At 61.3% G+C, this 26,880-nt stretch carries 22 protein-coding genes; 10 read left to right on the top strand and 12 right to left on the bottom strand.

The genetic code is table 11. From position 1 onward, the window contains the following. Nucleotides 1–10 precede the first annotated feature (10 nt). From lpdA to sdhC, 7 genes are all read right to left on the bottom strand, one after another. Nucleotides 11–1,447 (bottom strand): dihydrolipoyl dehydrogenase, encoded by a 1,437-nt coding sequence (lpdA, locus tag BW992_RS14750; RefSeq protein WP_072393589.1) that lies wholly within the window; start codon nt 1,445–1,447, stop codon nt 11–13. Nucleotides 1,448–1,557: 110 nt separating this feature from the next. Next, nucleotides 1,558–2,787, bottom strand: a complete 1,230-nt coding sequence (gene odhB, locus BW992_RS14745; RefSeq protein ID WP_072431594.1) for a 2-oxoglutarate dehydrogenase complex dihydrolipoyllysine-residue succinyltransferase — start codon at nt 2,785–2,787, stop codon at nt 1,558–1,560. Nucleotides 2,788–2,829: 42 nt separating this feature from the next. After that, entirely contained in the window at nt 2,830–5,661 is a 2,832-nt protein-coding gene (locus BW992_RS14740; RefSeq protein ID WP_072393595.1) for a 2-oxoglutarate dehydrogenase E1 component, read from the bottom strand. 262 nt (nt 5,662–5,923) lie between these two features. After that, entirely contained in the window at nt 5,924–6,628 is a 705-nt protein-coding gene (locus BW992_RS14735; protein ID WP_039594133.1) for a succinate dehydrogenase iron-sulfur subunit, read from the bottom strand. 11 nt (nt 6,629–6,639) lie between these two features. Further along, nucleotides 6,640–8,412, bottom strand: coding sequence for a succinate dehydrogenase flavoprotein subunit (sdhA, locus tag BW992_RS14730; protein ID WP_072393598.1), 1,773 nt, complete (start codon nt 8,410–8,412; stop codon nt 6,640–6,642). A 3-nt stretch (nt 8,413–8,415) separates the two neighbouring features. After that, nucleotides 8,416–8,784 carry a succinate dehydrogenase, hydrophobic membrane anchor protein gene (gene sdhD, locus BW992_RS14725; RefSeq protein ID WP_047698960.1) on the bottom strand — a complete coding sequence of 123 codons (369 nt, stop codon included), beginning with the start codon at nt 8,782–8,784 and terminating at the stop codon, nt 8,416–8,418. Beyond that, nucleotides 8,778–9,164, bottom strand: coding sequence for a succinate dehydrogenase, cytochrome b556 subunit (gene sdhC, locus BW992_RS14720; RefSeq protein ID WP_172679607.1), 387 nt, complete (start codon nt 9,162–9,164; stop codon nt 8,778–8,780). The genes sdhD and sdhC overlap by 7 nt, the downstream gene beginning before the upstream one ends. 351 nt (nt 9,165–9,515) lie before the next feature. Between sdhC and gltA the strand changes: the two genes are divergently transcribed. After that, entirely contained in the window at nt 9,516–10,805 is a 1,290-nt protein-coding gene (gene gltA / locus BW992_RS14715) for a citrate synthase (RefSeq protein ID WP_053149956.1), read from the top strand. Nucleotides 10,806–11,091: 286 nt separating this feature from the next. Here gltA and BW992_RS14710 read toward each other — a convergent pair whose 3' ends face one another. From BW992_RS14710 to BW992_RS14700, 3 genes are all read right to left on the bottom strand, one after another. Next, on the bottom strand, nt 11,092–12,750 hold the full coding sequence (locus BW992_RS14710) for a cation acetate symporter (protein WP_072393601.1): 1,659 nt from the start codon (nt 12,748–12,750) through the stop codon (nt 11,092–11,094). Then, on the bottom strand, nt 12,747–13,058 hold the full coding sequence (locus BW992_RS14705) for a DUF485 domain-containing protein (protein WP_072393609.1): 312 nt from the start codon (nt 13,056–13,058) through the stop codon (nt 12,747–12,749). The genes BW992_RS14710 and BW992_RS14705 overlap by 4 nt, the downstream gene beginning before the upstream one ends. 317 nt (nt 13,059–13,375) lie before the next feature. Next, nucleotides 13,376–14,230, bottom strand: a complete 855-nt coding sequence (locus tag BW992_RS14700) for a glycine betaine ABC transporter substrate-binding protein (RefSeq protein WP_072393612.1) — start codon at nt 14,228–14,230, stop codon at nt 13,376–13,378. Between the two features lie 374 nt (nt 14,231–14,604). On the opposite strand from BW992_RS14700, the gene BW992_RS14695 reads away from it, so the two are divergent. Both BW992_RS14695 and BW992_RS14690 read left to right on the top strand, forming a co-directional pair. After that, entirely contained in the window at nt 14,605–15,903 is a 1,299-nt protein-coding gene (locus BW992_RS14695; protein WP_072393615.1) for a serine/threonine protein kinase, read from the top strand. Further along, the gene (locus tag BW992_RS14690; protein ID WP_072393617.1) at nt 15,896–16,684 is read left to right on the top strand and encodes an MlaA family lipoprotein; all 789 of its coding nucleotides are present in this window, start codon (nt 15,896–15,898) and stop codon (nt 16,682–16,684) included. Before BW992_RS14695 ends, BW992_RS14690 begins: the two co-directional genes overlap by 8 nt. A 132-nt stretch (nt 16,685–16,816) precedes the next feature. On the opposite strand, the gene BW992_RS14685 is transcribed toward BW992_RS14690, so the two are convergent. Further along, on the bottom strand, nt 16,817–17,731 hold the full coding sequence (locus BW992_RS14685; protein ID WP_072393618.1) for a DUF808 domain-containing protein: 915 nt from the start codon (nt 17,729–17,731) through the stop codon (nt 16,817–16,819). 128 nt (nt 17,732–17,859) lie between these two features. Between BW992_RS14685 and BW992_RS14680 the strand changes: the two genes are divergently transcribed. Further along, nucleotides 17,860–18,468 carry a TetR/AcrR family transcriptional regulator gene (locus BW992_RS14680; protein ID WP_072393620.1) on the top strand — a complete coding sequence of 203 codons (609 nt, stop codon included), beginning with the start codon at nt 17,860–17,862 and terminating at the stop codon, nt 18,466–18,468. Nucleotides 18,469–18,594: 126 nt separating this feature from the next. On the opposite strand, the gene BW992_RS14675 is transcribed toward BW992_RS14680, so the two are convergent. Further along, complete coding sequence (locus BW992_RS14675) at nt 18,595–19,035, bottom strand: GlcG/HbpS family heme-binding protein (protein WP_076406466.1); 441 nt, start codon at nt 19,033–19,035, stop codon at nt 18,595–18,597. Nucleotides 19,036–19,303: 268 nt separating this feature from the next. Between BW992_RS14675 and gcl the strand changes: the two genes are divergently transcribed. The 6 genes from gcl to BW992_RS14645 all read left to right on the top strand — a co-directional run bounded on the left by gcl (nt 19,304) and on the right by BW992_RS14645 (nt 26,879). After that, on the top strand, nt 19,304–21,079 hold the full coding sequence (gcl, locus tag BW992_RS14670; RefSeq protein ID WP_072393624.1) for a glyoxylate carboligase: 1,776 nt from the start codon (nt 19,304–19,306) through the stop codon (nt 21,077–21,079). A gap of 136 nt (nt 21,080–21,215) precedes the next feature. After that, complete coding sequence (gene hyi / locus BW992_RS14665; RefSeq protein WP_076406464.1) at nt 21,216–21,998, top strand: hydroxypyruvate isomerase; 783 nt, start codon at nt 21,216–21,218, stop codon at nt 21,996–21,998. 154 nt (nt 21,999–22,152) lie between these two features. After that, nucleotides 22,153–23,043, top strand: coding sequence for a 2-hydroxy-3-oxopropionate reductase (locus BW992_RS14660; RefSeq protein ID WP_072393631.1), 891 nt, complete (start codon nt 22,153–22,155; stop codon nt 23,041–23,043). A 77-nt stretch (nt 23,044–23,120) separates the two neighbouring features. Next, the gene (locus BW992_RS14655) at nt 23,121–24,401 is read left to right on the top strand and encodes a glycerate kinase type-2 family protein (RefSeq protein ID WP_076406462.1); all 1,281 of its coding nucleotides are present in this window, start codon (nt 23,121–23,123) and stop codon (nt 24,399–24,401) included. After that, on the top strand, nt 24,391–25,806 hold the full coding sequence (pyk, locus tag BW992_RS14650) for a pyruvate kinase (RefSeq protein ID WP_076406460.1): 1,416 nt from the start codon (nt 24,391–24,393) through the stop codon (nt 25,804–25,806). Before BW992_RS14655 ends, pyk begins: the two co-directional genes overlap by 11 nt. A gap of 170 nt (nt 25,807–25,976) precedes the next feature. Then, nucleotides 25,977–26,879 (top strand): urea transporter, encoded by a 903-nt coding sequence (locus tag BW992_RS14645; RefSeq protein WP_072393641.1) that lies wholly within the window; start codon nt 25,977–25,979, stop codon nt 26,877–26,879. Nucleotide 26,880 lies beyond the last annotated feature (1 nt).

Here is a 26,880-nt window from a genome sequence, read left to right as displayed (position 1 = left end):
TTATTATCTATTAACGCTTCTTGCGGTTGGCCACGTGGATGGCGCCGCCATTTACGGCCAGGGCCGCTTCGTGCAAGGCTTCGGACAGGGTCGGATGGGAGAAGACCATCATGCCCAGGTCTTCAGCGCTGGTGCCGAATTCCATACCGATCGCGCCTTGCTGTACCAGCTCGGCAGCGCTTGGGCCAATGACGTGAACGCCCAATACGCGGTCCGTCTTGGCATCGGCGATGACTTTCACGAAACCGCCGGTATCGTTGGCTGCCATGGCACGGCCACTGGCGGCGAACGGGAAGGTGCCGACGTTAACTTCAACGCCTTCGGCTTTCAAGGCCTGCTCGGTTTTACCGACCCATGCGATTTCCGGGTGGGTGTAGATAACCGATGGGATCAGGTCGTAGTTCATCTGGGCCTTATGGCCCTTGATGCGCTCGACGACCATGATGCCTTCCTCGGACGCCTTGTGGGCCAGCATCATGCCGCGGACCACGTCACCGATGGCGAAGACGCCCGGTACGTCGGTTGCGCAATGATCATCGACCGCGATGAAACCGCGCTCATCAATGTTCACGCCGCTATCGGCAGCCAGCAGGTCGGTGGTCACCGGACGACGGCCCACCGCGACGATCAGCTTGTCGAAGGTGATGGTCTGTTCGCCGTTGGCGTCGGTGTAGTTCACCACGACTTCTTCGCCGTTGACCTTGGAGCCGGTCACGCGAGCGCCCAGCTTGATGTCCAGGCCCTGCTTGGTCAGGGTCTTGAACGCTTCCTTGGACACCGCGGTATCGGCAGCCATCAGGAAGGTGTCGAGGGCTTCCAGCACGGTCACTTGCGCACCCAGGCGCGACCAGACCGAACCCAGCTCGAGGCCGATTACGCCGGCGCCGATCACGCCCAGGCGCTTAGGCACGCTCTGGAATTCCAGGGCGCCGGTGGAGTCGACGATCACTTTCTGATCGACTGGAGCCGGTGGGATGTCGATCGGACGCGAGCCTGGCGCCAGGATGACGTTCTCGGCTTCGATCACTTCGACCGAGCCGTCGGGCTTGGTCACTTCGACCTTCTTGCCCAGCAGCAGCTTGCCGTGGCCCTGGATCGAGGTCACGCCGTTGGCCTTGAACAGGGTGGCGACACCGCTGGTCAGGTTCTTCACGATGCCGGCCTTGCGGCCAACCATCGCGGCGACGTCCATCTTGACTTCGCCGGTGGAGATGCCATGGACGTTGAAGCTTTCTTTCGCTTCCTTGTATTTCCAGGAGCTGTCCAGCAGCGCCTTGGAAGGAATGCAGCCGACGTTCAGGCAAGTACCGCCCAGGGCTTGCTTGCCCTCGCTGTCGGTGTATTTCTCGATGCAGGCAGTGGTGAGGCCAAGTTGTGCAGCCTTGATGGCCGCTACGTAGCCACCAGGGCCAGCACCAATCACTACCACGTCGAATTTCTGAGTCATGAGTCATTCCTTTTCGAATCAAACCGGACGGCCACTTGTGGTGACCGTCGTGGGACGAAACCGGTTGTTTCAGCAAGAGGCCGGTCAACCGACCGGCCCTCGCGGCGAAATCAGATATCCAGCAGCAGGCGAGCCGGATCTTCAAGCAGGTTCTTGATGGTCACCAGGAACGTCACGGCTTCTTTACCATCGATCAGACGGTGATCGTAGGACAGTGCCAGGTACATCATCGGACGAATCACGACTTGACCGTTGATTGCCATCGGACGCTGGATGATGTTGTGCATCCCCAGGATCGCTGCTTGTGGCGGGTTGACGATCGGGGTCGACATCATCGAACCGAATGTACCACCGTTGGTGATGGTGAACGTACCACCGGTCATCTCTTCGATGGACAGCTTGCCGTCACGGGCCTTCTTGCCGAAGGTGGCGATGCCGTTTTCGATTTCGGCCAGGCTCATCAGCTCGGCGTTGCGCAGCACCGGAACCACCAGACCACGGTCGCTGGAAACAGCAACACCGATGTCGGCATAGCCGTGGTAGACGATGTCGGAACCGTCGATCGACGCGTTGACGGCCGGGAAGCGTTTGAGCGCTTCGGTGGCAGCCTTGACGAAGAACGACATGAAGCCCAGGCGCACGCCATTGTGGGACTTCTCGAACAGGTCCTTGTACTTCGAACGCAGCGCCATGACTTCGGTCATGTCCACTTCGTTGAAAGTGGTCAGCATCGCCATGTTCGACTGGGCTTCGACCAGGCGCTCGGCAACCTTGGCCCGCAGGCGGGTCATCGGAACGCGTTTTTCAACGCGATCACCGGCCGCGAACACCGGAGCGGCAGCGGCAGGCGCAGCAGGCTTGGCCGGGGCAGCGGCTGGAGCGGCTTTCTTGGCTGCAACAGCGGCAACCACGTCTTCCTTGGTCACACGACCACCCTTGCCGGTGCCGGCAATGGAAGCGATGTTGATGCCGTTTTCTTCAGCGATCTTGCGGGCAGCAGGCGCGGCGACCGGGTCGTCTTCGCCATCGGCCGCTGGAGCGGCAGCCTGGGCGGCAGCCGGCGCAGCGGCAGCAGCAGCGGCCGGAGCGGCGGCGGCAGCACCACCTTCAACGATCGAGCCCAGCACTTCGTCGGACAGGACGGTGTCGCCTTCGTTCTTGACGATCGCGCCCAGCACGCCGTCGGCGGTGGCCAGGACTTCCAGTACGACCTTGTCGGTCTCGATGTCGACGATCAGTTCGTCACGCTTGACGGCCTCGCCCGGTTTCTTGTGCCAGGTGGCAACGGTGCCATCGGCAACCGATTCTGGGAAAGTGGGGGCTTTGATCTCGATAGCCATTATCTTGGGTTCCTTAAATTCGGTTTCAGGTGCTCGAAGGCGTTAAACAGTAAACGCGTCTTGCAGCAGTTGTTCCTGCTGCTCGGCGTGCATCGATGCGTAACCACATGCAGGTGCGGCAGAAGCCTCGCGGCCCGCGTACTCGAGTACGAGAGACTTGTTGAGGTAGCTGATGCTGCGACGCAGGTGGTGTTGGCTGCAGTACCATGCGCCCTGGTTCATCGGCTCTTCCTGACACCAGACAGCCGCTTTGGCATTGGTGTAAGGCGCCAGGACTTCCTTCAGGTCGTCCTCAGGGAATGGGTACAGCTGCTCGATACGCACGATGGCGATGTCTTCGCGGCCTTCGGCACGGCGTTTTTCCAGCAGGTCGTAGTAGACCTTGCCGCTGCACAGAACGACGCGTTCGACCTTGCTCGGGTCCAGGGCATCGATTTCCGGGATAACGGTCTGGAACGAGCCATCGGCCAGTTCTTCGAGCGTCGAAACGGCCAGCTTGTGGCGCAGCAGCGACTTCGGCGTCAGGACCACCAGGGGCTTGCGCAGCGGACGAATCACCTGGCGGCGCAGCAAGTGGTAGATCTGTGCCGGGGTAGTCGGCATGCACACCTGGATGTTGTGCTCGGCACACAGTTGCAGGTAGCGCTCCAGGCGCGCCGAGGAGTGCTCGGGACCCTGCCCTTCGTAGCCGTGCGGCAGCAACATGGTCAGGCCGCAGAGACGACCCCACTTGTGCTCGCCACTGGTGATGAACTGGTCGATCACGACCTGCGCACCGTTGGCGAAGTCGCCGAACTGGGCTTCCCAGATCACCAGCGCGTTCGGCGTGGTGGTCGAGTAACCGTATTCGAACGCCAGTACGGCTTCTTCCGACAGGAACGAGTCGTACAGGTCGAACAGCGGCTGGCCTTTGTACAGGTTCTTGAGCGGAATGTAGGTGCTGGCATCTTTCTGGTTGTGCAGGACGGCATGACGGTGCGAGAACGTACCGCGGCCGATGTCCTGGCCGGTCATGCGGATCGGGTGACCTTCGAACGCCAGGGTCGCGTACGCCATGGTTTCGGCGTAGCCCCAGTTGATCGGCAGGCCGCCGGCTTGCATCTTCTGACGGTCTTCGTAGATCTTCGCGACCTGGCGCTGAACCACGAAGCCTTCCGGGATCTCCAGCAGCTTGGCGGACAGTTCCTGCAAGGTCTTGAGGTCGAAACGCGTGTCGTGACGTGCAGTCCAGGCGTGACCCAGGTATGGGCGCCAGTCCACGAACAGCTCTTTGTTCGGCTCCTTGACCAGGCTTTTCACCACGTGCAGACCGTTGTCCAGCGCGTTGCGGTATTCGTCGACCTTGGCCTGGACGCGCTCGGCATCCAGTACGCCGTCCTGGATCAGGCGATCGGCATACAGCTCGCGGGTGGTGCGCTGCTTGGTGATCTGCTGGTACATCAGAGGCTGGGTACCGCTTGGCTCGTCCGCCTCGTTGTGGCCACGACGACGGTAGCAAACCAGGTCGATCACCACGTCGCGCTTGAACTGCATGCGGTAGTCGATGGCCAGCTGGGTCACGAACAGCACGGCTTCCGGATCATCACCATTCACATGGAGGATCGGCGCCTGGATCATCTTCGCGACGTCGGTGGCGTACTCGGTGGAGCGCGAGTCCAGCGGGTTGCTGATGGTGAAGCCGACCTGGTTGTTGATCACGATGTGCACGGTGCCGCCGGTCTTGAAACCGCGGGTCTGCGACATCTGGAAGGTTTCCATGACCACGCCCTGGCCGGCGAATGCCGCATCACCGTGGATGGAAATCGGCAGGACCTTCTCACCGGTCGGGTCGTTGCGACGATCCTGGCGGGCGCGAACCGAACCCTCGACCACCGGGGAAACGATTTCCAGGTGGGATGGGTTGAACGCCATGGCCAGGTGGACTTCGCCGCCGGTGGTCATCACGTTGGACGAGAAGCCCTGGTGATACTTCACGTCACCGGAACCCAGTTCGACCTTCTTCTTGCCTTCGAATTCGTCGAACAGCTCACGCGGGTTCTTGCCGAAGGTGTTGACCAGCACGTTCAGACGACCACGGTGAGCCATGCCGATGACGACTTCCTTGGTGCCGTAGGAACCGGAACGCTGGATCAGCTCGTCGAGCATCGGGATCAGGCTTTCGCCGCCTTCCAGGCCGAAACGCTTGGTGCCCGGGTACTTGGTGCCCAGGTATTTCTCCAGGCCTTCACCGGCTGTCACGCGCTCCAGCACATGGGTCTTGATGTCGGCGGAGTACGTCGGACGCCCGCGCACGCTTTCCAGACGCTGCTGGAACCACTGGCGCTGCTCGGAATCGGTGATGTGCGTGAACTCGGCGCCGATGGTGCGGCAATATGTCTGCTGCAACGCTTCGTGAATTTCGCGTAGGCTCGCTTCCTCTTTGCCGATGAACAGGTCGCCGGCACGGAAGGTCGTATCGAGATCGGCATTGGTCAAGCCGTAATGAGTGATCGACAGGTCTGCAGGTGCAGGACGCTGCCACAGCCCCAGCGGGTCCAGCTGGGCTGCCTGGTGGCCTCGCATCCTGTAGGCCTGGATCAATCGCAGCACTTCGACTTGCTTCTTCTCGTGCTCGCTGCTCACGCTACCGGCAGATACCGGTTGAGCGCGGCGCTGGTTCTTCGCCAGCAGCACGAAATGATCGCGAATCGTAGAGTGCGAAACATCTGTGGCAGAGTTACCGTCGGCCGGCAACTTCTGAAAATAGGTGCGCCATTCTTCTGGCACAGCGTTAGGGTCGTGCAGGTAGAGCTCGTAGAGCTCTTCCACATAGGCAGCGTTACCACCGGAGAGGTGGGCACTGTTCCACATGCGCTGCATCACGCTTTCTTGCATGCTTGGTCACCCTCGATTAGGGGAACACCACCGGCGAAAACACCGAGCAAACTTGCAGAAGTCCGAGTGCAGCGACTAAAACAAGCCACTTAGGATCACGCTGATAGTCCGGGTACCAGCCCGGATGCCCCTGCTTGTCTCATTTCTTCAAAAATAAGAACCGCCGCTTTGTGAGCGGCTGTTCTGGTTATGCTACGACGCGGGTTGAAGCCCGCGCCCTAGCCTCTACGGGTACAGCGGTTCTACGGGTACAGCAGCTGAATCACACGCCGTTTTGCAGCAGCATGTTACGTACGTGACCGATGGCCTTAGTCGGGTTCAGGCCTTTCGGGCAGACGTTGACGCAGTTCATGATCCCGCGGCAGCGGAATACGCTGAACGGGTCATCCAGTGCGGCCAGACGCTCGGACGTCTTGGTGTCGCGGCTGTCTGCCAGGAAGCGGTACGCTTGCAGCAGGGCGGCCGGGCCCAGGAACTTGTCCGGGTTCCACCAGAAGGATGGGCACGAGGTCGAGCAGCAGGCGCACAGGATGCACTCGTACAGACCGTCGAGCTTTTCACGCTCTTCCGGGGACTGCAGACGCTCGATGGCCGGAGCCGGCGTGTCGTTCTGCAGGAATGGCTTCACCTTCTCGTATTGCTTGTAGAAGATGCTCATATCGACGACCAGGTCACGGATCACCGGCAAACCTGGCAGCGGACGCACGATCAGCTTGTTGCCCTTGACCACCGCCGACAGCGGCGTGATGCAGGCCAGGCCGTTCTTGCCGTTGATGTTCATGCCGTCGGAGCCGCACACGCCCTCGCGGCAGGAGCGACGATAGGAGAAACCTTCGTCCTGTTCCTTGATCAGGGCCAGCACGTCCAGCACCATCAGGTCCTTACCACCGGTATCGACCTGGAAATCCTGCATGAACGGCGCAGCGTCCTGATCAGGGTTGTAGCGATAAACACTGACTTGCAACATAGCGGTCACCCTTAATAAGTCCGGACTTTAGGTTCGAAAGTCGGAACAGTCTTCGGCGAGAAATTCACGGCACGCTTGGCGACACGTTTCTCACCCGGGAAGTACAAGGTGTGGCACAGCCAGTTTTCGTCGTCACGGTCTTCATAGTCTTCGCGGGCATGGGCACCACGGGACTCTTTACGGGTTTCTGCCGCGATGGCGGTGGCTTCGGCCACTTCCAGCAGGTTCTGCAGTTCCAGCGCTTCGATACGTGCAGTGTTGAACGCCTGTGACTTATCGTTGATCTTCACATTGGCAATTCGTTCACGCAGCTGCGCCAGCTGGGCGATACCCTTCTGCATGTACTCGCCGGTACGGAACACACCGAAGTAGTTCTGCATGCAGCTTTGCAGCTCGCGACGCAGGGTGGCGACGTCTTCGCCTTCGGTACGCTCGTTCAGACCGGCCAGGCGCTTGAGGGCCACGTCGATGTCGGTGTCGCTGGCATCGCGGTATTCGATGCCGTCGGTCAGCGCCTTTTCCAGGTGCAGGCCGGCCGCGCGGCCGAAGACCACCAGGTCGAGCAGCGAGTTGCCGCCCAGGCGGTTGGCACCGTGAACCGATACGCACGCCACTTCACCCACTGCGAACAGGCCAGGGATGATTTCGTCCACGCCTTCGGCGTTCTGGGTGATGGCCTGGCCATGGATGTTGGTGGCAACGCCGCCCATCATGTAGTGGCAGGTTGGAACGACCGGAACTGGCGCGACGACCGGGTCGACGTGAGCGAAGGTCTTGGACAGCTCGCAGATGCCTGGCAGGCGGCTGTGCAGCACTTCCTCGCCCAGGTGGTCGAGCTTGAGCATCACGTGGTCGCCATTCGGGCCACAGCCGTTGCCGGCGATGATCTCTTTAACCATCGAACGAGCCACGACGTCACGACCGGCAAGGTCCTTGGCGTTCGGAGCGTAACGCTCCATGAAACGCTCGCCGTGCTTGTTGATCAGGTAACCGCCTTCACCGCGGCAACCTTCGGTAACCAGTACACCGGCGCCGGCGATGCCGGTCGGGTGGAACTGCCACATTTCGATGTCCTGCACCGGCACGCCGGCACGCAGGGCCATGCCGACGCCGTCACCGGTGTTGATCAGGGCGTTGGTGGTGGAGGCATAGATACGGCCGGCACCGCCGGTCGCCAGCACGGTGGCCTTGGAACGGATGTAGGTGGTTTCGCCGGTTTCGATGCAGATGGCGATTACACCGACAAAGGCGCCGTCCTGGTTCTTCACCAGGTCAACGGCGTAGTACTCGTTCAGGAACGTGGTACCAGCCTTCAGGTTGCCCTGGTACAGGGTGTGCAGCAGTGCGTGACCGGTACGGTCGGACGCCGCGCAGGTACGCGCAGCCTGGCCGCCCTTGCCGTAGTCCTTGGACTGGCCACCGAACGGACGCTGGTAGATACGGCCGGTTTCGGTGCGCGAGAACGGCAGGCCCATGTGGTCGAGTTCGAAGACCGCGGCCGGACCTTCCTGACACATGTATTCGATAGCATCCTGGTCGCCGATATAGTCGGAACCCTTGACGGTATCGTACATGTGCCAGCGCCAGTCATCGTTCGGGTCGGCCGAAGCGATGGCGCAGGTAATGCCACCCTGGGCGGAAACGGTGTGCGAACGGGTCGGGAAAACCTTGGTGATCACGGCAGTCTTGTGACCGCCCTGTGCCAGTTGCAGCGCTGCGCGCATGCCGGCACCGCCGCCACCAATGATGATGGCGTCGAAGGAAATAGTTGGAATGTTAGCCATGGATCAGATACCCCAGAGAATCTGCACACCCCAGACGAAGTAAGCGAACATCGCAACGCCGCATACTGCCTGGAAGAGGAAACGTACGGCAGTCGCCGACTTGCCGAACGCCATCTGCGTCAGGTAGTCGGTCGCGATGGTCCACATGCCGACCCAGGCATGAGCGCCCAGTGCGACAAGGGCCAGCAGACTGAAGATACGCATCCAGTTGCTTGCGAACAGTTCATGCCATTGGGCATAGCCAAGGCCAGGGTTGGCGACCACATATCCGATCAGGAAAATGAAATAAGCCGCGAGAACGACCGCAGACACACGCTGCGCCATCCAGTCATAGAGGCCCGAACGAGAGAGGTTCGTAACGTTGGTTACCATATCCAGACTCCTGCCAGAACGATTACCACCACGGAAACGGCGATAACGATTTTCGAGCCCAGCTTGCCGCCTTCCAGCGTCTCACCGATGCCCATGTCCATGATCAAGTGGCGCACACCGGCAACCAGGTGATACAGCAAGGCGGACAGGATGCCCCAAATCACTAGCTTGGCTAGCGGACTGGTCAGACACGCTTTCACCTGACCGAAGCCTTCTTCCGAGTCGAGCGACTTGTCCAATGCATAAAGCATGATGGCCAGGCTGACGAAGAGGATGACACCGGAGATACGGTGAAGAATGGACGTGTAAGCAGTGACTGGGAGTTTGATGGTCCTTAGGTCTAGGTTTACAGGTCGTTGGCTTTTCACGGCTTTTTTCACACTGAAGAGCCCCTAAGAATCAGGGCAAAGTTGTTGCGGCGCGCACTGGTCAGGTACTCACCACCCAGGGAGTGACGACCCCCAGCAAAGCTGGCCCAAAAGCCCCTGGCGGTCGGCTGCCGAGTATAGACAGTTAGGTTACTAATGACAACGCGTTCACCTTCCACTGATGGCGCATTGCACAACAACGGCAAAAGGCGTAAACGGCAGGTAATTTCGAGGAAAAAGTCCGGTTAAAGCCTTCTGGAGCAAGACTTTAGGCAAATTGACATTCGGATTTATCTCACTATAGTGGTGCGGGCCCTGCGTGGGGGGTCTGTCTGATGATTCCAAGCATTAATAGGAGGCCACATGGCTGACAAAAAAGCGCAGTTGATCATCGAGGGCGCAGCCCCCGTCGAGCTGCCCATTTTAACCGGCACCGTTGGTCCCGATGTAATCGACGTCCGCGGCCTGACCGCCACGGGCCGTTTCACCTTCGACCCGGGGTTCATGTCGACCGCTTCGTGCGAGTCGAAGATCACCTACATCGACGGCGACAACGGCATCCTGCTGCACCGCGGCTACCCGATCGAGCAGCTGGCTGAAAAATCGGACTACCTGGAAACCTGCTACCTGCTGCTCAACGGCGAGCTGCCAACCGCAGAGCAAAAGGCCCAGTTCGTCAGCACCGTGAAGAACCACACCATGGTTCACGAGCAGTTGAAGTCCTTCTTCAACGGCTTCCGTCGCGACGCCCACCCGATGGCCGTCATGTGCGGCGTTGTCGGTGCCCTCTCGGCCTTCTACCACGACTCCCTGGACATCAATAACCCCCAGCACCGCGAAATCTCCGCGATCCGCCTGGTGGCGAAGATGCCGACCCTGGCAGCCATGGTCTACAAGTACTCCATGGGCCAGCCCATGATGTACCCACGCAACGACCTGAACTATGCAGAGAACTTCCTGCACATGATGTTCAACACACCGTGCGAGATCAAACCGATCAGCCCGGTGCTCGCCAAGGCCATGGACCGGATCTTCATCCTCCATGCCGACCACGAGCAGAACGCCTCTACCTCCACCGTGCGCCTGGCCGGCTCGTCGGGTGCCAACCCGTTCGCCTGTATCGCCGCCGGCATCGCGGCACTCTGGGGCCCAGCCCACGGCGGTGCCAACGAAGCGGTACTGACCATGCTCGATGAAATCGGCGATGTCTCGAACATCGACAAGTTCATCGCCAAGGCCAAGGACAAGAACGATCCGTTCAAGTTGATGGGCTTCGGTCACCGGGTCTACAAGAACCGCGACCCACGCGCCACCGTCATGAAGCAGACCTGCGACGAAGTCCTCAAGGAACTGGGCATCAAGAACGACCCGCAACTCGAACTGGCCATGCGCCTGGAAGAGATCGCCCTGACCGATCCGTACTTCATCGAGCGCTCGCTGTACCCGAACGTCGACTTCTACTCGGGGATCATCCTCAAGGCGATCGGCATTCCAACCAGCATGTTCACCGTGATCTTCGCCCTGGCGCGCACCGTGGGCTGGATCTCCCACTGGAAGGAAATGCTCTCCAGCCCGTACAAGATCGGCCGTCCACGCCAGCTGTACACCGGCTACGAGTCGCGTGACATCACCAAGCTGGAAGACCGCAAGTAAGACCTGCTCTACGCCAGGTCCGACGCTGCACTGAAACGGCCCCCGCTTCTTATATAAGAGCGGGGGCTGTTTTGTTTACGCCCTCCTCCTTTACCTCCCGGCATTTCAGTGCCAGACCCTGTGTCATCGCGAGCAAGCTCGCTCCACAGTGGATCCGTGTACCCGCCTGCTTTGCGGGAGCGAGCTTGCTCGCGATGACGGTAGACCTGCCCACCCCGAAACGGGGACAAAAAAATACCCCGGTCTCTCGACCGGGGTACTTCTTCACCCTTTACAACTTAGCGCATCAGTGGTTGACCGCCCCGCTCGCCCCCAGGCCAGTCTGCGAACGCACGAACTGCGGGAAGAACAGCGCCCGCTCGTTGGCGCCTTCGGCCGACTTGTCAGTGATGGAGAAGAACCAGATGCCGACGAACGCGATGATCATCGAGAACAGCGCCGGATATTCATACGGGTAGATCGGCTTCTCGTGCCCCATGATCTGTACCCAGATGGTCGGGCCGAGAACCATCAGGCCCACGGCGCTGACCAGCCCCATCCAGCCGCCGATCATGGCGCCACGGGTGGTCAGCTTCTTCCAGTACATCGAGAGCAGCAGTACCGGGAAGTTGCAGCTCGCCGCGATGGAGAACGCCAGGCCCACCATGAACGCGATGTTCTGCTTCTCGAACAGGATACCCAAGGCAATCGCCAGAACCGCCAGGGCGATGGTGGTGATCTTCGAGACGCGAATCTCGTCCTTCTCGTTGGCCTTGCCCTTCTTGATGACACTGGCGTACAGGTCATGGGACACCGCCGAGGCGCCGGCCAGGGTCAGGCCCGCCACCACCGCCAGGATGGTCGCGAACGCCACCGCCGAGATGAAGCCCAGGAAGATGCTACCGCCCACAGCGTTGGACAGGTGCACCGCCGCCATGTTGTTGCCGCCCAGCAAGGCACCTGCCGCGTCCTTGAAGGCCGGGTTGGTGCTGACCAGCAGGATCGCGCCGAAGCCGATGATGAAGGTCAGGATATAGAAGTAGCCGATGAAACCAGTGGCATACAGCACGCTCTTGCGGGCTTCCTTGGCATCGCTCACGGTGAAGAAGCGCATCAGGATGTGCGGCAGGCCAGCGGTACCGAACATCAGCGCCAGACCCAGGGAGAAGGCCGAGACCGGATCCTTCACCAAGCCGCCGGGACTCATGATCGCCTCGCCTTTAGGGTGAACCTTGACCGCTTCGGCAAACAGCATGTTGAAGTCGAAGTTGACGTGTTTCATGACCATCAGGGCCATGAACGAAGCACCCGACAGCAACAGCACCGCCTTGATGATCTGCACCCAGGTGGTGGCCAGCATGCCACCGAACAACACGTAGAGGCACATCAGGATACCGACCAGGATCACCGCAACGTGGTAGTCCAGGCCGAACAGCAGCTGGATCAGCTTACCCGCACCGACCATTTGCGCGATCAGGTAGAACGCTACCACCACCAGCGAGCCGCAGGCGGACAGACTGCGGATCTGGGTCTGCCCGAGGCGATAAGACGCCACGTCAGCAAAGGTGTATTTACCCAGGTTACGCAGGCGCTCGGCGATCAGGAACAGAATGATCGGCCAGCCCACCAGGAAGCCGATGGAGTAGATCAAGCCGTCATAACCGGACGCGAACACCAGCGCGGAAATACCCAGGAAAGACGCCGCCGACATGTAGTCGCCAGCGATTGCCAGGCCGTTCTGGAAGCCAGTGATCTTGCCGCCAGCCGCATAGTAGTCGGCCGCGGAGTTGTTTTTCTTGGAAGCCCAGTACGTGATGTACAGCGTTGCGCCGACGAAGGCGACGAACATCAAGATAGCCGCGATGTTGAGGGGTTGTTTCTGCACAGCACCCGCCACGGCGTCAGCCGCCCAGACGCCCGGTGCGAATGCTGCGATGCTCAAGAGAGCCAATAGACGCCGGATCATTGCTGAGCCTCCTTGAGAATCGCATTGTTCAGATCGTCGAACTCGCCGTTGGCACGTCGCACGTAGATGCCGGTCAGGACGAAGGCCGAGAGAATCAGGCCGACACCGATGGGAATCCCCCAGGTGATGGTGGACTCGGGCGTGATTTTGGCCCCGAGAATATGTGGCCCATAGGCAATCAGAAGAATGAAGCCGGAATACAGCCCTAGCATGATCGCCGAAAGAATCCAGGCGAACCTTTCCCTTTTTCTCACCAGCTCCTTGAAGCGCGGGCTGTTTTGAATCGAGAGGTAAATGCTGTCGTTCATTGTTTTTATCCTCGCAGCACAGATTTAATTGGAACGACTCTACTCTATGCGGCTCAAGGCCAGGTTCCAGACGACCTTAGTATTAGAACGACATGACGGTTTTGCCATTTTCCAGCCAAATTCCGGCAGTTACCCCCTGCGGGAGCGAGCCTGCTCGCGATGACGGCGCCACATTCAACATGGATGCAAGCAGACACATCGCTATCGCGAGCAAAGTCGCTCCCACAGGGGAGTGGCGCCAATCGAAAAACTGCAGGCACAAAAAAACCGCATGACCCAACGTCATGCGGTTTTGCGGGACAGCTGAACCAGGTGAATTATTTGCCGGTCCACTCTTTGACGCGGTCCGGGTGCTTGGCAACCCAATCCTTGGCAGCGGCGTCCGGCTTGGCACCTTCCTGGATCGCCAGCATGACTTCGCCGATTTCGTCCTTCGAAGCCCATTGGAATTTCTTCAGGAACGCCACCACTTCCGGTGCCTTGGCCTCCAGGCCCTTGCTGCCGATGCTGTTCACGGTTTCAGCCGCGCCATAGACGCCTTTCGGGTCTTCCAGGAAGCGCAGTTTCCATTTGGCGAACATCCAGTGCGGCACCCAACCGGTGACGGCGATGGATTCGTTCTTCTTCTCGGCACGGGTCAGCTCGGCGATCATGCCGGCGCCGGAACTGGCCTTGAGTTGATAGCCGGTCAGGTCGTAATCCTTGATGGCCTGTTCCGTCTTGAGCATCACGCCCGAACCGGCGTCGATGCCGACGATGCGTTTCTTGAAGCTGTCATCGGTCTTGAGGTCGGCCACAGTCTGGGCCTTGACGTACTCAGGCACGATCAGGCCGATTTTCGCGTCCTTGAAGTTGGGGCCGTAGTCGACGACCTGATCCTTGTTCTTGGTCCAGTAATCGCCATGGGTCACCGGCAACCAGGCCGAGAGCATTGCATCGAGCTTGCCGGTGGCTACACCTTGCCACATGATCCCGGTCGCGACCGCCTGCAGTTTCACGTCATAACCGAGCTTCTGCTGGATGACTTCGGCCGCCACGTGAGTGGTCGCGACGCTATCGGACCAGCCGTCAACGTAACCGATGCTCAGGGTTTTGGTTTCGGCGCTGGCCAGGGTGGAGCTGATCGCCAGTACCAGTGCGGCACCTGCGCCCAAGAGTCGTCGCATCTTCATCGTTTACTTCCCCGAAAGTGCTGCGCCCGACGGATGTCGAGCGACATCAACGTATTTTTTATGGTGCCCAGCGCCCCCATCACGCTCGCCTGCCTAACTGCCTCGAACGCCAGTGGAGTACTGACCTGTCGATCATCGGCCTGCGCCGATCCGGGACCTGCTCTGGCAGCGACCTCGAAACAGCGGGAAACGACATGAGAACGCCATCAGCGACAAGTCGAAGGCAACTAGCCACCAACCGGCCGCAACGTGTATCGTCCCGTAGCCATTGCGCCACGTTCATACCTGTTTAATGTCCGTCATGGCACTAGGCTTCACTTCGGTGGTCATAGCCTGCGACCTTCATTCGGCACCTTCCTCTAAGGGATACCGTCATGCTCCGTTCCTTGCGCTTCGCTGCCCTCGCCGGCGGCCTTCTTCTGAGTGCGTCCGCGCTGGCGGCGGATATCGACGCCGCCAGCTATGGCTACCCTTTGACCAACCCGTTCGAGGCGACCATCGCCACCACACCGCCCGACCTGCGCCCGGAGCTGCCTCTGGTCGAAGACATCAACCAGGCGGACCATAGCGTCACTCTGCGCCCGGAACGCGAGTTCATCCTGCCGGACAATTTCTGGCCGGTAAAAAGTCTCACCTACCGCATGGCCACCCAGGACAAGCCGGCGCCGCTGATCTTCCTGATCGCCGGGACCGGGGCTCGCTACGACAGCACCCTCAACGAATACCTCAAGCGCCTCTACTACAAGGCCGGGTACCACGTGGTGCAGCTGTCTTCGCCCACCAGCTTCGACTTCATGAGCGCCGCCTCGCGCTTCGCCACGCCGGGCATCACCAAGGAAGACGCCGAGGATATGTACCGGGTGATGCAAGCCGTGCGTGCGCAGAACCCCAACGTACCGGTGACCGAGTACTACCTCACCGGCTATAGCCTCGGCGCCCTGGACGCGGCGTTTGTCGCCCACCTGGATGAAACCCGGCGCAGCTTCAATTTCAAGAAAGTGCTGCTGCTCAATCCTCCGGTGAACCTCTACACCTCGATCACCAACCTGGACAAACTGGTCCAGACCGAGGTGAAAGGTATCAACAGCACCACCACCTTCTATGAACTGGTGCTGAACAAGCTGACCCGCTACTTCCAGCAAAAAGGCTACATCGACCTCAACGACGCCTTGCTCTATGACTTCCAGCAATCCAAGCAACACCTGAGCAACGAGCAGATGGCAATGCTGATCGGCACATCGTTCCGCTTTTCGGCGGCCGATATCGCGTTCACTTCGGACCTGATCAACCGCCGCGGCCTTATCACCCCACCCAAATACCCGATCTCAGAAAGCACCAGCCTGTCGCCGTTCCTCAAGCGTGCACTGCAATGCGATTTCGACTGCTACCTCACCGAACAGGTGATTCCAATGTGGCGCGCGCGCACCGATGGCGGCAGCCTGCTGCAGCTGATCGATCAGGTCAGCCTCTATGCACTGAAGGACTACCTGCACGATAGCCCCAAGATCGCCGTCATGCACAACGCCGACGACGTCATTCTCGGCCCTGGCGACCTGGGCTTCCTGCGCAAGACCTTTGGTGACCGCCTGACGGTTTATCCACTGGGCGGCCACTGCGGCAACCTTAACTATCGCGTCAACAGCGACGCCATGCTGGAGTTCTTCCGTGGCTAAATATCTCCTGCTTATCGCCGCTTTAATGAGCGCAGGCCTTGTTCATGCCGACAACAGCAAGGCCAACGACCCCGTGGTAGAGGACGCCGACGGCTTCAAGGAGCCCTTGACCAAGCTCAAGTTCAACCCAGGGCTGGACCAGCGGGAATTCGAGCGCTCGACCCTCAGCGCCTTGAACGTCTATGACCCGCTGGAATCCTGGAACCGTCGCGTCTATCACTTCAACTACCGCTTCGACCAATGGGTGTTCCTGCCGGTGGTGGACGGCTATCGCTACATCACCCCGAGTTTCGTGCGCACAGGGGTCAGCAATTTCTTCAACAACCTGGGGGATGTGCCGAACCTGATGAACAGCCTGCTGCAGTTCAAGGGCAAGCGTTCGATGGAAACCACGGCGCGGCTGCTGCTCAACACCACCGTCGGCATCGCCGGCCTGTGGGACCCGGCCACCGCCATGGGCCTGCCGCGCCAGAGCGAGGACTTCGGCCAGACACTGGGCTTCTATGGCGTGCCAGCCGGGGCGTACTTCGTACTGCCGATCTTCGGCCCTTCGAACCTGCGGGATACTTCGGGCTTGCTGGTGGATTACACCGCCGAATCGGCGATCAACTTCCTGAACGTCTCTGAGGTCAGCTCCAACCACCCGGAACTGCTGCTCTTGCGTGGCGTGGACCGGCGTTACCAGACCAGCTTCCGCTACGGCCAGCTGAACTCGCCGTTCGAATACGAGAAGGTGCGCTACGTGTACACCGAGTCACGCAAGTTGCAGATTGCCGAGTAATTTTCGCCGCCCCAAACCCTCTGTGGGAGCGAGCTTGCTCGCGATGAGGGCCTGACATTCAACCTTGATGTTGTCTGACAGACCGCTATCGCGAACGAGCTCGCTCCCACAGTTATCATGGGTTGCCAGGTCTTAGCCTTTCAGCGCTTTCCAGACCTTGCCGACAACCATCACCCCCGCCAACACCGCCGCCCCTGCCACGATCCCCGCCACCGCATTGAGCAGCATCGGCACGATAAACCCGGCACCGCCAGCACTGGTCGCCACGCCTTCGATCCAGTGATGCACCACTGGCACGCCATGGGTCAGGATGCCACCGCCCACCAGAAACATCGCCGCCGTGCCGATCACCGACAGGCTTTTCATCATGTAGGGGGCCGCACTCAGGATCGCACCGCCGATGCTTTTGGCGGCCTGGCCTGGTTTCTGCGTCAACCACAGGCCCAGGTCATCGAGCTTGACGATCCCGGCCACCAGGCCGTAGACACCCACCGTCATGACGATAGCGATGCCCGACAGCACGATCACCTGCTGGGTCAATGGTGCATCGGCCACGGTGCCCAGGGTAATGGCGATGATTTCCGCCGACAGGATGAAGTCGGTGCGCACCGCGCCCTTGATCTTGTCCTTTTCGAAGGCCACCAGGTCGACCGCCGGGTCAGCCACCGCCTCCACCAATTGCTCATGCTCGGCCTGGTCCTCGGCCGGGCTGTGAAGAAACTTGTGGGCGAGCTTTTCGAAGCCTTCGAAGCACAGGTAGGCGCCCCCCACCATCAACAACGGCGTCACCAGCCAGGGTACGAAAGCGCTGATGGCCAGGGCCGAAGGCACCAGGATCAGTTTGTTGATGAAGGACCCCTTCGCCACCGCCCAGACCACGGGCAACTCTCGCTCGGCACGGACGCCGGAGACCTGCTGGGCATTGAGTGCCAGGTCATCGCCGAGCACCCCGGCGGTTTTCTTGGCGGCCATCTTGGTCATCAATGCAACATCGTCGAGCACGGTGGCGATGTCATCGATCAGCACCAGCAAACTGCTTCCGGCCATGGAAAGGCTCCTTGATCATAAATGCTGCGCAGCATAGCGCATGCGTCAATCCGGGGCATTCTTGAGCGCCTCACGAGGCCGGTGCTACCATGCGCAACCGCCAGAACAGGCAAGGAACCCCTGGGTTTATGAGCACTATCCGCGAGCGCAACAAAGAATTGATCCTGCGTGCCGCCAGCGAGGAATTTGCCGACAAGGGCTTCGCGGCGACCAAGACCAGCGACATCGCAGCCAAGGCGGGCCTGCCCAAACCCAACGTCTACTACTACTTCAAATCCAAGGAAAACCTGTATCGGGAAGTCCTGGAAAGCATCATCGAACCCATCCTCCAGGCCTCGACGCCGTTCAACGCCGATGGCGTGCCGGGCGAGGTGCTCAGTCACTACATCCGCTCCAAGATCCGCATCTCCCGCGACCTGCCCTTTGCCTCGAAAGTCTTCGCCAGCGAAATCATGCACGGCGCCCCGCACCTGAGCCCCGACCTGGTGGAACAGCTCAACGCCCAGGCCCGGCACAACATCGAGTGCATCCAGACCTGGATCGACCGCGGCCAGATCGCCCCCGTCGACCCCAACCACCTGATGTTCAGCATCTGGGCGGCTACCCAGACCTACGCCGATTTCGACTGGCAGATCTCCGCCGTGACCGGCAAGGCGAAGCTGGATGAAACCGACTACGAAGCCGCGGCGCAGACAATTATCCGGTTGGTGTTGAAGGGATGCGAGCCAGACCGATAGCCCGAGGCTTCATCGCGAGCAAGCCCCCTCCCACACTGGTTTGCGGTGTCTAGACACTATGTGTCCAGCATCAAACCCTGTGTGAGCGAGCTCGCTCACAATGGCGCCGGCCCACTCACCACAAAATCAGACAACCATCCCCGCATCCGCCCACAACCCCACCGCCTCCACAGCCTTGATCGCCACCTGCTCATCCACATCCGAAACATCGCCGCTGACCCCCATCGCCCCCAGCACCCTCCCATCCTGATCCCTGATCAACACCCCACCCGGGGCCGGTACGACGTTGCCTTGTCCCAACCCATTCAAAGCCGCAAAGAACGCCGGGCGTTGTTGGGCGTCCTGGGCGAGCAGGCGGGAGCCTTTGCCCAGGGCGATAGCGCCCCAAGCCTTGCCGATGGCGATCTGTGGGCGAAGCAGGCTGGCGCCGTCCTCGCGCTGCAGGGTGATGAGATGCCCGCCGCCGTCCAGGACCGCCACGGTCAAGGGGGCGGCGTTGATTTCCCGTCCCGCGGCAAGGGCCTGTCTTGCCAGGTCTACGGCTGTTTCCAAGGTTAAAGCGCTCATGGGTGCTGTCCTTCTTTTGTTATGGAGAAGCCTTCCGGATCAAATTTCCAGCAAAACCGGACCAGCCAAATAGAACACAACAAACACATTTTTTGTATACAAAAATACTCTACACAGTCTCATTATCGACGAAAGGCCGGCGCATTCCTGGGGACGAGGCAATGAAACAGCCGCTTGAGAAAAGGCATTGACCTGAGCCTCTTGCCGTGAATAAACTCCGCCACACAGCAACTTGTATACAATTACAAAACGCAAGAGGCACAAAACAATGAGCAAAATGAGAGCAATCGAAGCCGCTGTTCTGGTGATGCGCCGTGAAGGCGTGGACACCGCCTTCGGTATCCCGGGCGCTGCGATCAACCCGCTGTACTCGGCCCTGCAAAAGGTGGGCGGCATCGATCATGTCCTCGCTCGCCACGTTGAAGGCGCCTCGCACATGGCCGAGGGTTACACCCGCACCAAGGCCGGCAATATCGGCGTATGCATCGGTACCTCGGGTCCGGCCGGTACCGACATGGTGACCGGGCTCTACAGCGCCTCGGCCGATTCCATTCCCATCCTGTGCATTACCGGGCAAGCCCCCCGCGCTCGCCTGCACAAGGAAGACTTCCAGGCGGTGGATATCACCAGCATCGTCAAGCCCGTGACCAAGTGGGCGACCACCGTGCTCGAACCCGGACAAGTGCCGTATGCCTTCCAGAAGGCATTCTTCGAGATGCGCTCCGGCCGTCCGGGCCCGGTGCTGATCGATTTGCCCTTCGATGTGCAGATGGCCGAGATCGAATTCGACATCGATGCCTACCAGCCGCTGCCCCTGGCCAAACCCGCCGCCAACCGCGTGCAGATCGAGAAAGCCCTGGCCATGCTCAATCAGGCCGAGCGTCCCCTGCTGGTGGCCGGTGGCGGCATCATCAACGCCGATGCCAGCGACCTGCTGGTGGAGTTCGCCGAGCTGACCGGCATTCCGGTAATCCCTACGCTGATGGGCTGGGGAACCATCCCGGACGATCATCCCCAGATGGTCGGCATGGTCGGCTTGCAGACATCCCATCGTTACGGCAACGCGACCCTGCTCAAGTCGGACCTGGTGCTGGGTATCGGCAACCGCTGGGCCAACCGTCACACCGGCTCGGTGGACGTCTATACAGAAGGCCGAACGTTCATTCATGTGGATATCGAGCCGACCCAGATCGGCCGGGTCTTCACACCCGACCTGGGTATCGTCTCCGATGCCGCTTCGGCGCTGACGGCGTTCATCGAAGTGGCCCGCGAATGGCAGGCCGCAGGCAAGCTGAAGGACCGCAGCGCCTGGTTGCAGGACTGCCGCCAGCGCAAGGCCAGCCTGCAGCGCAAGACTCACTTCGACAACGTGCCGGTCAAGCCGCAACGGGTGTACGAGGAAATGAACCAGGTGTTCGACAAGGACACCTGCTACGTGAGCACCATCGGCCTTTCCCAGATCGCCGGTGCGCAGTTCCTGCATGTCTACAAGCCGCGTCACTGGATCAACTGCGGCCAGGCAGGTCCACTTGGCTGGACCATTCCGGCGGCACTGGGGGTGGTCAAGGCCGATCCGAGCCGCAAGGTCGTGGCGCTGTCGGGGGACTACGACTTCCAGTTCATGATCGAAGAACTGGCGGTGGGGGCGCAGTTCAAGCTGCCCTACATCCATGTCGTGGTGAACAACTCCTACCTCGGACTGATCCGCCAGGCCCAGCGCGGGTTCGATATGGACTACTGCGTGCAGCTGTCCTTCGACAACCTCAACGCGCCGGAGCTCAACGGCTATGGCGTGGACCACATCGCCGTGGCCGAGGGCCTGGGGTGCAAGGCGCTGCGGGTATTCGAGCCATCCGGCATCCAGCCGGCGCTGCGCAAGGCCCAGGACATGATCGAGGAATTCAGGGTACCGGTGATCGTCGAGATCATCCTGGAGCGGGTGACCAATATTTCCATGGGTACCGAGATCAACGCGGTCAACGAGTTCGAAGACCTGGCGCTGGTGGGCAACGATGCACCAACCGCCATTTCGCTGCTGGACTGACCGACCGGCGTCCCAGTGGGAGCGAGCTTGCTCGCGATGACGGCGCAACATTCAACCTGGATGCAAGCAGACACACCGCTATCGCGAGCAAGCTCGCTCCCACAGGGGGCCTGATAAATATTCACAGGAGACCACCATGCCGCGTTTCGCAGCCAACCTGTCCATGCTGTTTACCGAGCAGGATTTCCTCGCCCGTTTCGAGGCGGCCGCCAAGGCCGGCTTCAGCGGTGTCGAGTACCTGTTCCCCTACGACTACAGCTCCGCCGAACTCAAGGCCCTGCTGGACGCCAACGGCCTGACCCAGGTGCTGTTCAACCTGCCGGCCGGCGACTGGGCCAAAGGCGAACGTGGTATCGCCTGCCTGCCGGACCGGGTCGAGGAGTTTCGCGCCGGCGTCGACCTGGCAATCGCCTACGCCCAGGTCCTGGGCAATACCCAGGTCAACTGCCTGGCCGGGATTCGCCCGCACAAATGCGACGAAGCCCTGGCGGAGAAAACCTTCGTCGCCAACCTCAAGTACGCCGCCGAAAAACTGCAGGCCAAAGGCATCAAGCTGGTGATGGAAGCCATCAACACCCGCGACATTCCAGGCTTCTACTTGAACAACACCGCCCAGGCCCTGTCGATCCGCGAGCAGGTGGGCAGCACCAACCTGTTCCTGCAATACGACATCTATCACATGCAAATCATGGAAGGCGACCTGGCCCGGACCCTGTCGGCGCACCTGGGCGAGATCAATCATGTGCAGCTGGCGGACAACCCGGGACGCAACGAGCCGGGCACCGGCGAAATCAACTACCGCTTCCTGTTCGAACACCTGGACCGCATCGGCTACCAGGGTTGGGTCGGCTGTGAATACAAGCCGTTGACCAGCACCGAAGCAGGTCTGGGGTGGCTGAAGAGCCATAACGCGATCTGACGCAATTCCCCCTGTGGGAGCGAGCTTGCTCGCGATGGCGTCAGTCCGGTCACTCATTTTCTGGCTGACACACCGTCATCGCGAGCAAGCTCGCTCCCACAGAAAGCACTCCCTCGTTTGCTTGAAGCAGCGATAACCACAAGAGGATTTTCCCATGGCTAAAATCGGATTCATCGGCACCGGCATCATGGGCCACCCCATGGCACTGAACCTGCAAAAGGCCGGGCACAGCCTGTTCCTGTCCGTGCATCACGACCCGGCACCCGCCGACCTCCTGGATGGCGGCGCGGTGGCCCTGGCCAATCCGAAGGAAGTCGCCCAGGAAGCCGAGTTCATCATCGTCATGGTCCCGGACACTCCGCAGGTCGAGGATGTGCTGTTACGCACCGACGGCGTGGCGGCTGGCGTGGGTGCGGGCAAGGTGGTCATCGACATGAGTTCGATCTCCCCCACCGCCACCAAGGCGTTCGCGGCGAAGATCAACGAAAAGGGCGCGCAGTACCTCGATGCGCCGGTTTCCGGCGGCGAAGTCGGCGCCAAGGCCGCGACCTTGAGCATCATGGTCGGCGGTGACAGTGCGGCCTTCGAGCGCGCCCTGCCGCTGTTCCAGGCCATGGGCAAGAACATCACCCTGGTGGGCGGCAACGGCGACGGCCAGACCGCGAAAGTGGCGAACCAGATCATCGTGGCGCTGAACATCCAGGCCGTGGCCGAAGCCTTGCTGTTCGCCTCGAAGAACGGCGCCGACCCGGCCAAGGTCCGCGAAGCCCTGATGGGCGGTTTCGCCTCGTCGAAGATCCTCGAAGTGCATGGCGAGCGCATGATCAAGGGCACCTTCGACCCAGGCTTCCGCATCAGCCTGCACCAGAAGGACCTGAACCTGGCCCTGCAAGGCGCCAGGGAACTGAACATCAACCTGCCCAATACCGCCAACGCCCAGCAAGTGTTCAGCACCTGCGCGGCCATCGGCGGCAGCAACTGGGACCACTCGGCGCTGATCAAGGGCCTGGAGCATATGGCCAATTTCTCGATTCGCGACAAATAAACCCTGCCCCTTGTGGGAGCAAGCTCGCGCCCACAAGGCTCGCTTCAACACCAATAATAAAAAACCGGGAGCCCGCCATGTCGGTCGATCCGCAACAATTGCTCCGCGAGCTGTTTGCCACAGCCATCGAAGCGGCCCATCCGCAGCATGTCCTCGAACAGTACCTGCCCAGCGACCGCAGCGGCCGGGTGATCGTCATCGGTGCCGGCAAGGCGGCCGCGGCAATGGCCCAGGTGGTCGAGGCTTGCTGGCAGGGCGAAGTCACCGGCCTGGTGGTGACCCGCTACGGCCACGGCGCGCCGTGCCAGAAAATCGAGGTGGTGGAAGCCGCTCATCCCGTGCCCGACGCGGCCGGCCTGGCGGTGGCCGGGCGGGTGCTGGAGCTGGTCAGCCACCTGAACGAAGACGACCGGGTCATCTTCCTGCTGTCCGGCGGCGGCTCGGCGTTGCTGGCGCTGCCAGCCGCCGGGATCACCCTGGCGGACAAACAGGCGATCAACAAAGCCCTGCTCAAGTCCGGCGCCACCATCGGCGAGATGAACTGCGTGCGCAAGCACCTGTCGGCCATCAAGGGTGGACGCCTGGGCAAGGCCTGCTGGCCGGCGACGGTCTACACCTATGCCATCTCCGATGTGCCGGGCGACCTGGCCACGGTCATCGCGTCCGGTCCCACCGTGGCCGACCCCAGTACATCGGCCGAAGCCCTGGCGATCCTCAAGCGCTACGACATCGAGGTCCCGGCCTCGGTGCGCAACTGGCTGCTGAGCCCGGAATCGGAAACCGTCAAGCCCGGCGACCCGAGCCTGTCCCGCAGTCACTTCCAGTTGATCGCCCGGCCCCAGCAATCCCTGGAGGCGGCCGCGGTGAAAGCCCGCCAGGCCGGCTTCAGCCCGTTGATCCTGGGCGACCTGGAAGGCGAGTCCCGGGAAGTGGCCAAGGTCCATGCCGGCATTGCCCGGCAAGTCGCCCGGTATGGCCAGCCTCTGGCGGCACCCTGCGTGATCCTGTCCGGCGGCGAAACCACCGTGACCGTGCGTGGCCAGGGCCGTGGCGGGCGCAATGCCGAATTCCTGCTGAGCCTGACCGACAGCCTCAAGGGCCACCCTGGCATCTACGCACTGGCCGGCGATACGGACGGCATCGACGGTTCCGAAGACAACGCCGGCGCCATCATGACCCCGGACAGTTACCGCCGCGCCGCCGAGCTGGGCCTCAATGCCAGCGATGAACTGGATAACAACAACGGCCATGGCTATTTCGCCGCGCTGGACGCATTGATCGTCACCGAGCCGACCCGCACCAACGTCAACGACTTTCGCGCCCTCCTGATTCTCGAGACCCCCACTCATGACGCCTGATAAAAAGGTCAAGATCCTCGCGACCCTCGGCCCCGCCACCCGTGGCCTCGACGATGTACGTGAACTGGTGGAGGCCGGCGTGAATATCTTTCGCCTCAACTTCAGCCACGGCGAGCATGCCGACCACGCCCAGCGTTACCAGTGGATTCGTGAGGTCGAACAACAGCTCAACTACCCATTGGGCATCCTGATGGACTTGCAAGGTCCGAAACTGCGGGTCGGCCGCTTCGCCGAAGCAAAAGTGTCGCTGCAGCGAGGCCAGGCCCTGCGGCTGGATCTGGACCCGACACCGGGCGATCGCCGTCGGGTCAACCTGCCCCACCCGCAAATCATCGCGGCCCTGGAACCCGGCATGGACCTGTTGCTGGATGACGGCAAGCTGCGCCTGCGGGTGACGGCCCGGCATGATGACGCCATCGACACCGAAGTGCTCAATGGCGGCGAGCTGTCGGACCGCAAAGGCGTGAACGTGCCCCAGGCCTTGCTCGACCTGAGCCCGCTGACGGCCAAGGACCGCCGCGACTTGAGCTTCGGCCTGGCACTGGGTGTGGACTGGGTGGCCCTGTCCTTCGTGCAACGCCCCGAAGATATCCGCGAAGCTCGCGCTCTGATCGGCGACAAGGCCTTCCTGATGGCGAAGATCGAAAAGCCATCGGCGGTGACCCGGCTGCGGGAAATCGCCGAACTGAGCGACGCGATCATGGTCGCTCGTGGAGACCTGGGCGTGGAGGTGCCTGCCGAGAGTGTGCCGCAGATCCAGAAGACCATCATCGGCACCTGTCGCGCCCTCGGCAAACCGGTGGTGGTGGCGACCCAGATGCTGGAGTCGATGCGTTTCTCCCCGGCGCCTACCCGGGCTGAGGTGACCGATGTGGCCAACGCCGTGGCCGAAGGCGCCGACGCGGTGATGCTGTCGGCGGAGACCGCCTCCGGCGATTACCCCCTGGAAGCCGTGCAGATGATGAGCAAGATCATTCGCCAGGTGGAAAACGGTCCGGATTACCAGGCCCAGCTGGATGTCAGCCGGCCGAAAGCCGAGGCCACGGTGTCGGACGCCATCAGTTGCGCGATCCGCCGGATCAGCAATGTCCTGCCGGTGGCGGTGCTGGTGAACTACAGCGAGTCGGGCAGCTCCAGCCTGCGAGCGGCGCGGGAGCGGCCGACAGTACCGATCCTCAATCTCACGCCGAACCTGCAGGCCGCCCGCCGCCTGACGGTGGCCTGGGGCGTGCACTCGGTGGTCAACGATCGACTGCGGCAGGTGGACGAGGTGTGCTCCACCGCCCTGGAAATCGCCCAGGCGCAAGGCATGGCCCAACGCGGCGATACGCTGCTGATCACCGCGGGCGTTCCGTTCGGGAAACCGGGGTCGACCAATTCCCTGCGCATCGAGACGTTGATCTAGGGGCCTGTACGGCTGATTCGAATTTGAGCGCACGAATCAGCCACACAGGCCACGAACGTCGGTACTGGCCTCATCGCGAGCAAGCTCGCTCCCACAGGGAGCTGCGGTGCCCTTGTGGGAGCGAGCTTGCTCGCGATGAAGTCGACTCGTCCCTCTGACATATACCTATCATGCCCAACACCCACTGCCCCGACTGGGCCACCGCCCTGCTCAACGGCTTCAGCCAGGTTTTCCTCCAGCGCCATCCGCTGTGCGGTCTGCTGTGCCTGTCGGCGATTCTGCTCACTGCGCCCGCCCTGTTCGGCGGCGCGTTGCTCGGCGGGGTGGCCGGGTTGCTGACGGCCCAGCGACGTGGTTACACCAAGGCCGACCGGCAAGCCGGACTGTTCAGCTACAACGGCATTCTGCTGGGCTTGCTGCTGAGCCTCACGTTGCCCTGGTCCGTCCTGTTGCCACCGTTGATCATCGCCGCGGGTGGCCTCAGCGCGATGCTCACCCAGCAATGGCTCAAGCGCACCCGAGACCCTCGCTGCCTGCCCGCCTACACCGCGCCCTTTGTCGCGTTGGCCTGGCTGCTGATGGGGTTCACCCTGCCGCCGCCTCTCGCCACCTCGATTGAAATAACCTTACCCAACCTACTGGCCGCTCAGTTGAGCGGACTGGGCCAGGCCATGTTTCTCGGCCATCCGGTGGCCGGTGCGCTGATTGCCACCGGTCTGCTGCTGGCCAACCGGCGCGCCGGCGCCTGGGCATTGTTCGCTTCCGCCGTCGGCCTGGCCTTCACGTTGCTACAGCATGAAAACGCAACCGCCCTTTCCGGGCTGGGCGGCTACAACCCGGTGCTGGTGGCCCTGGCCCTCAGCCAACAGCATCACCGGCCATGGCTGCCACTGACTGGCATCGTGCTGGCGTTGATCCTCGCACCAGGGTTCGCCGCCCTCGGCCTGGTGCCGCTGACGGCCCCGTTCATCCTCGCCTGCTGGCTGGTCCACGCCACGGTTCGGACATGGCGCCAGGCCAGTCTCGACGCCACGCCTTGCGCTCTGCAACGCAATCGACCTAGGCTTCGCTGAT

This window comes from Pseudomonas sp. 7SR1 (assembly GCF_900156465.1).
GTDB lineage: Bacteria > Pseudomonadota > Gammaproteobacteria > Pseudomonadales > Pseudomonadaceae > Aquipseudomonas.
This window is presented reverse-complemented; position numbering and strand designations above follow the sequence as displayed.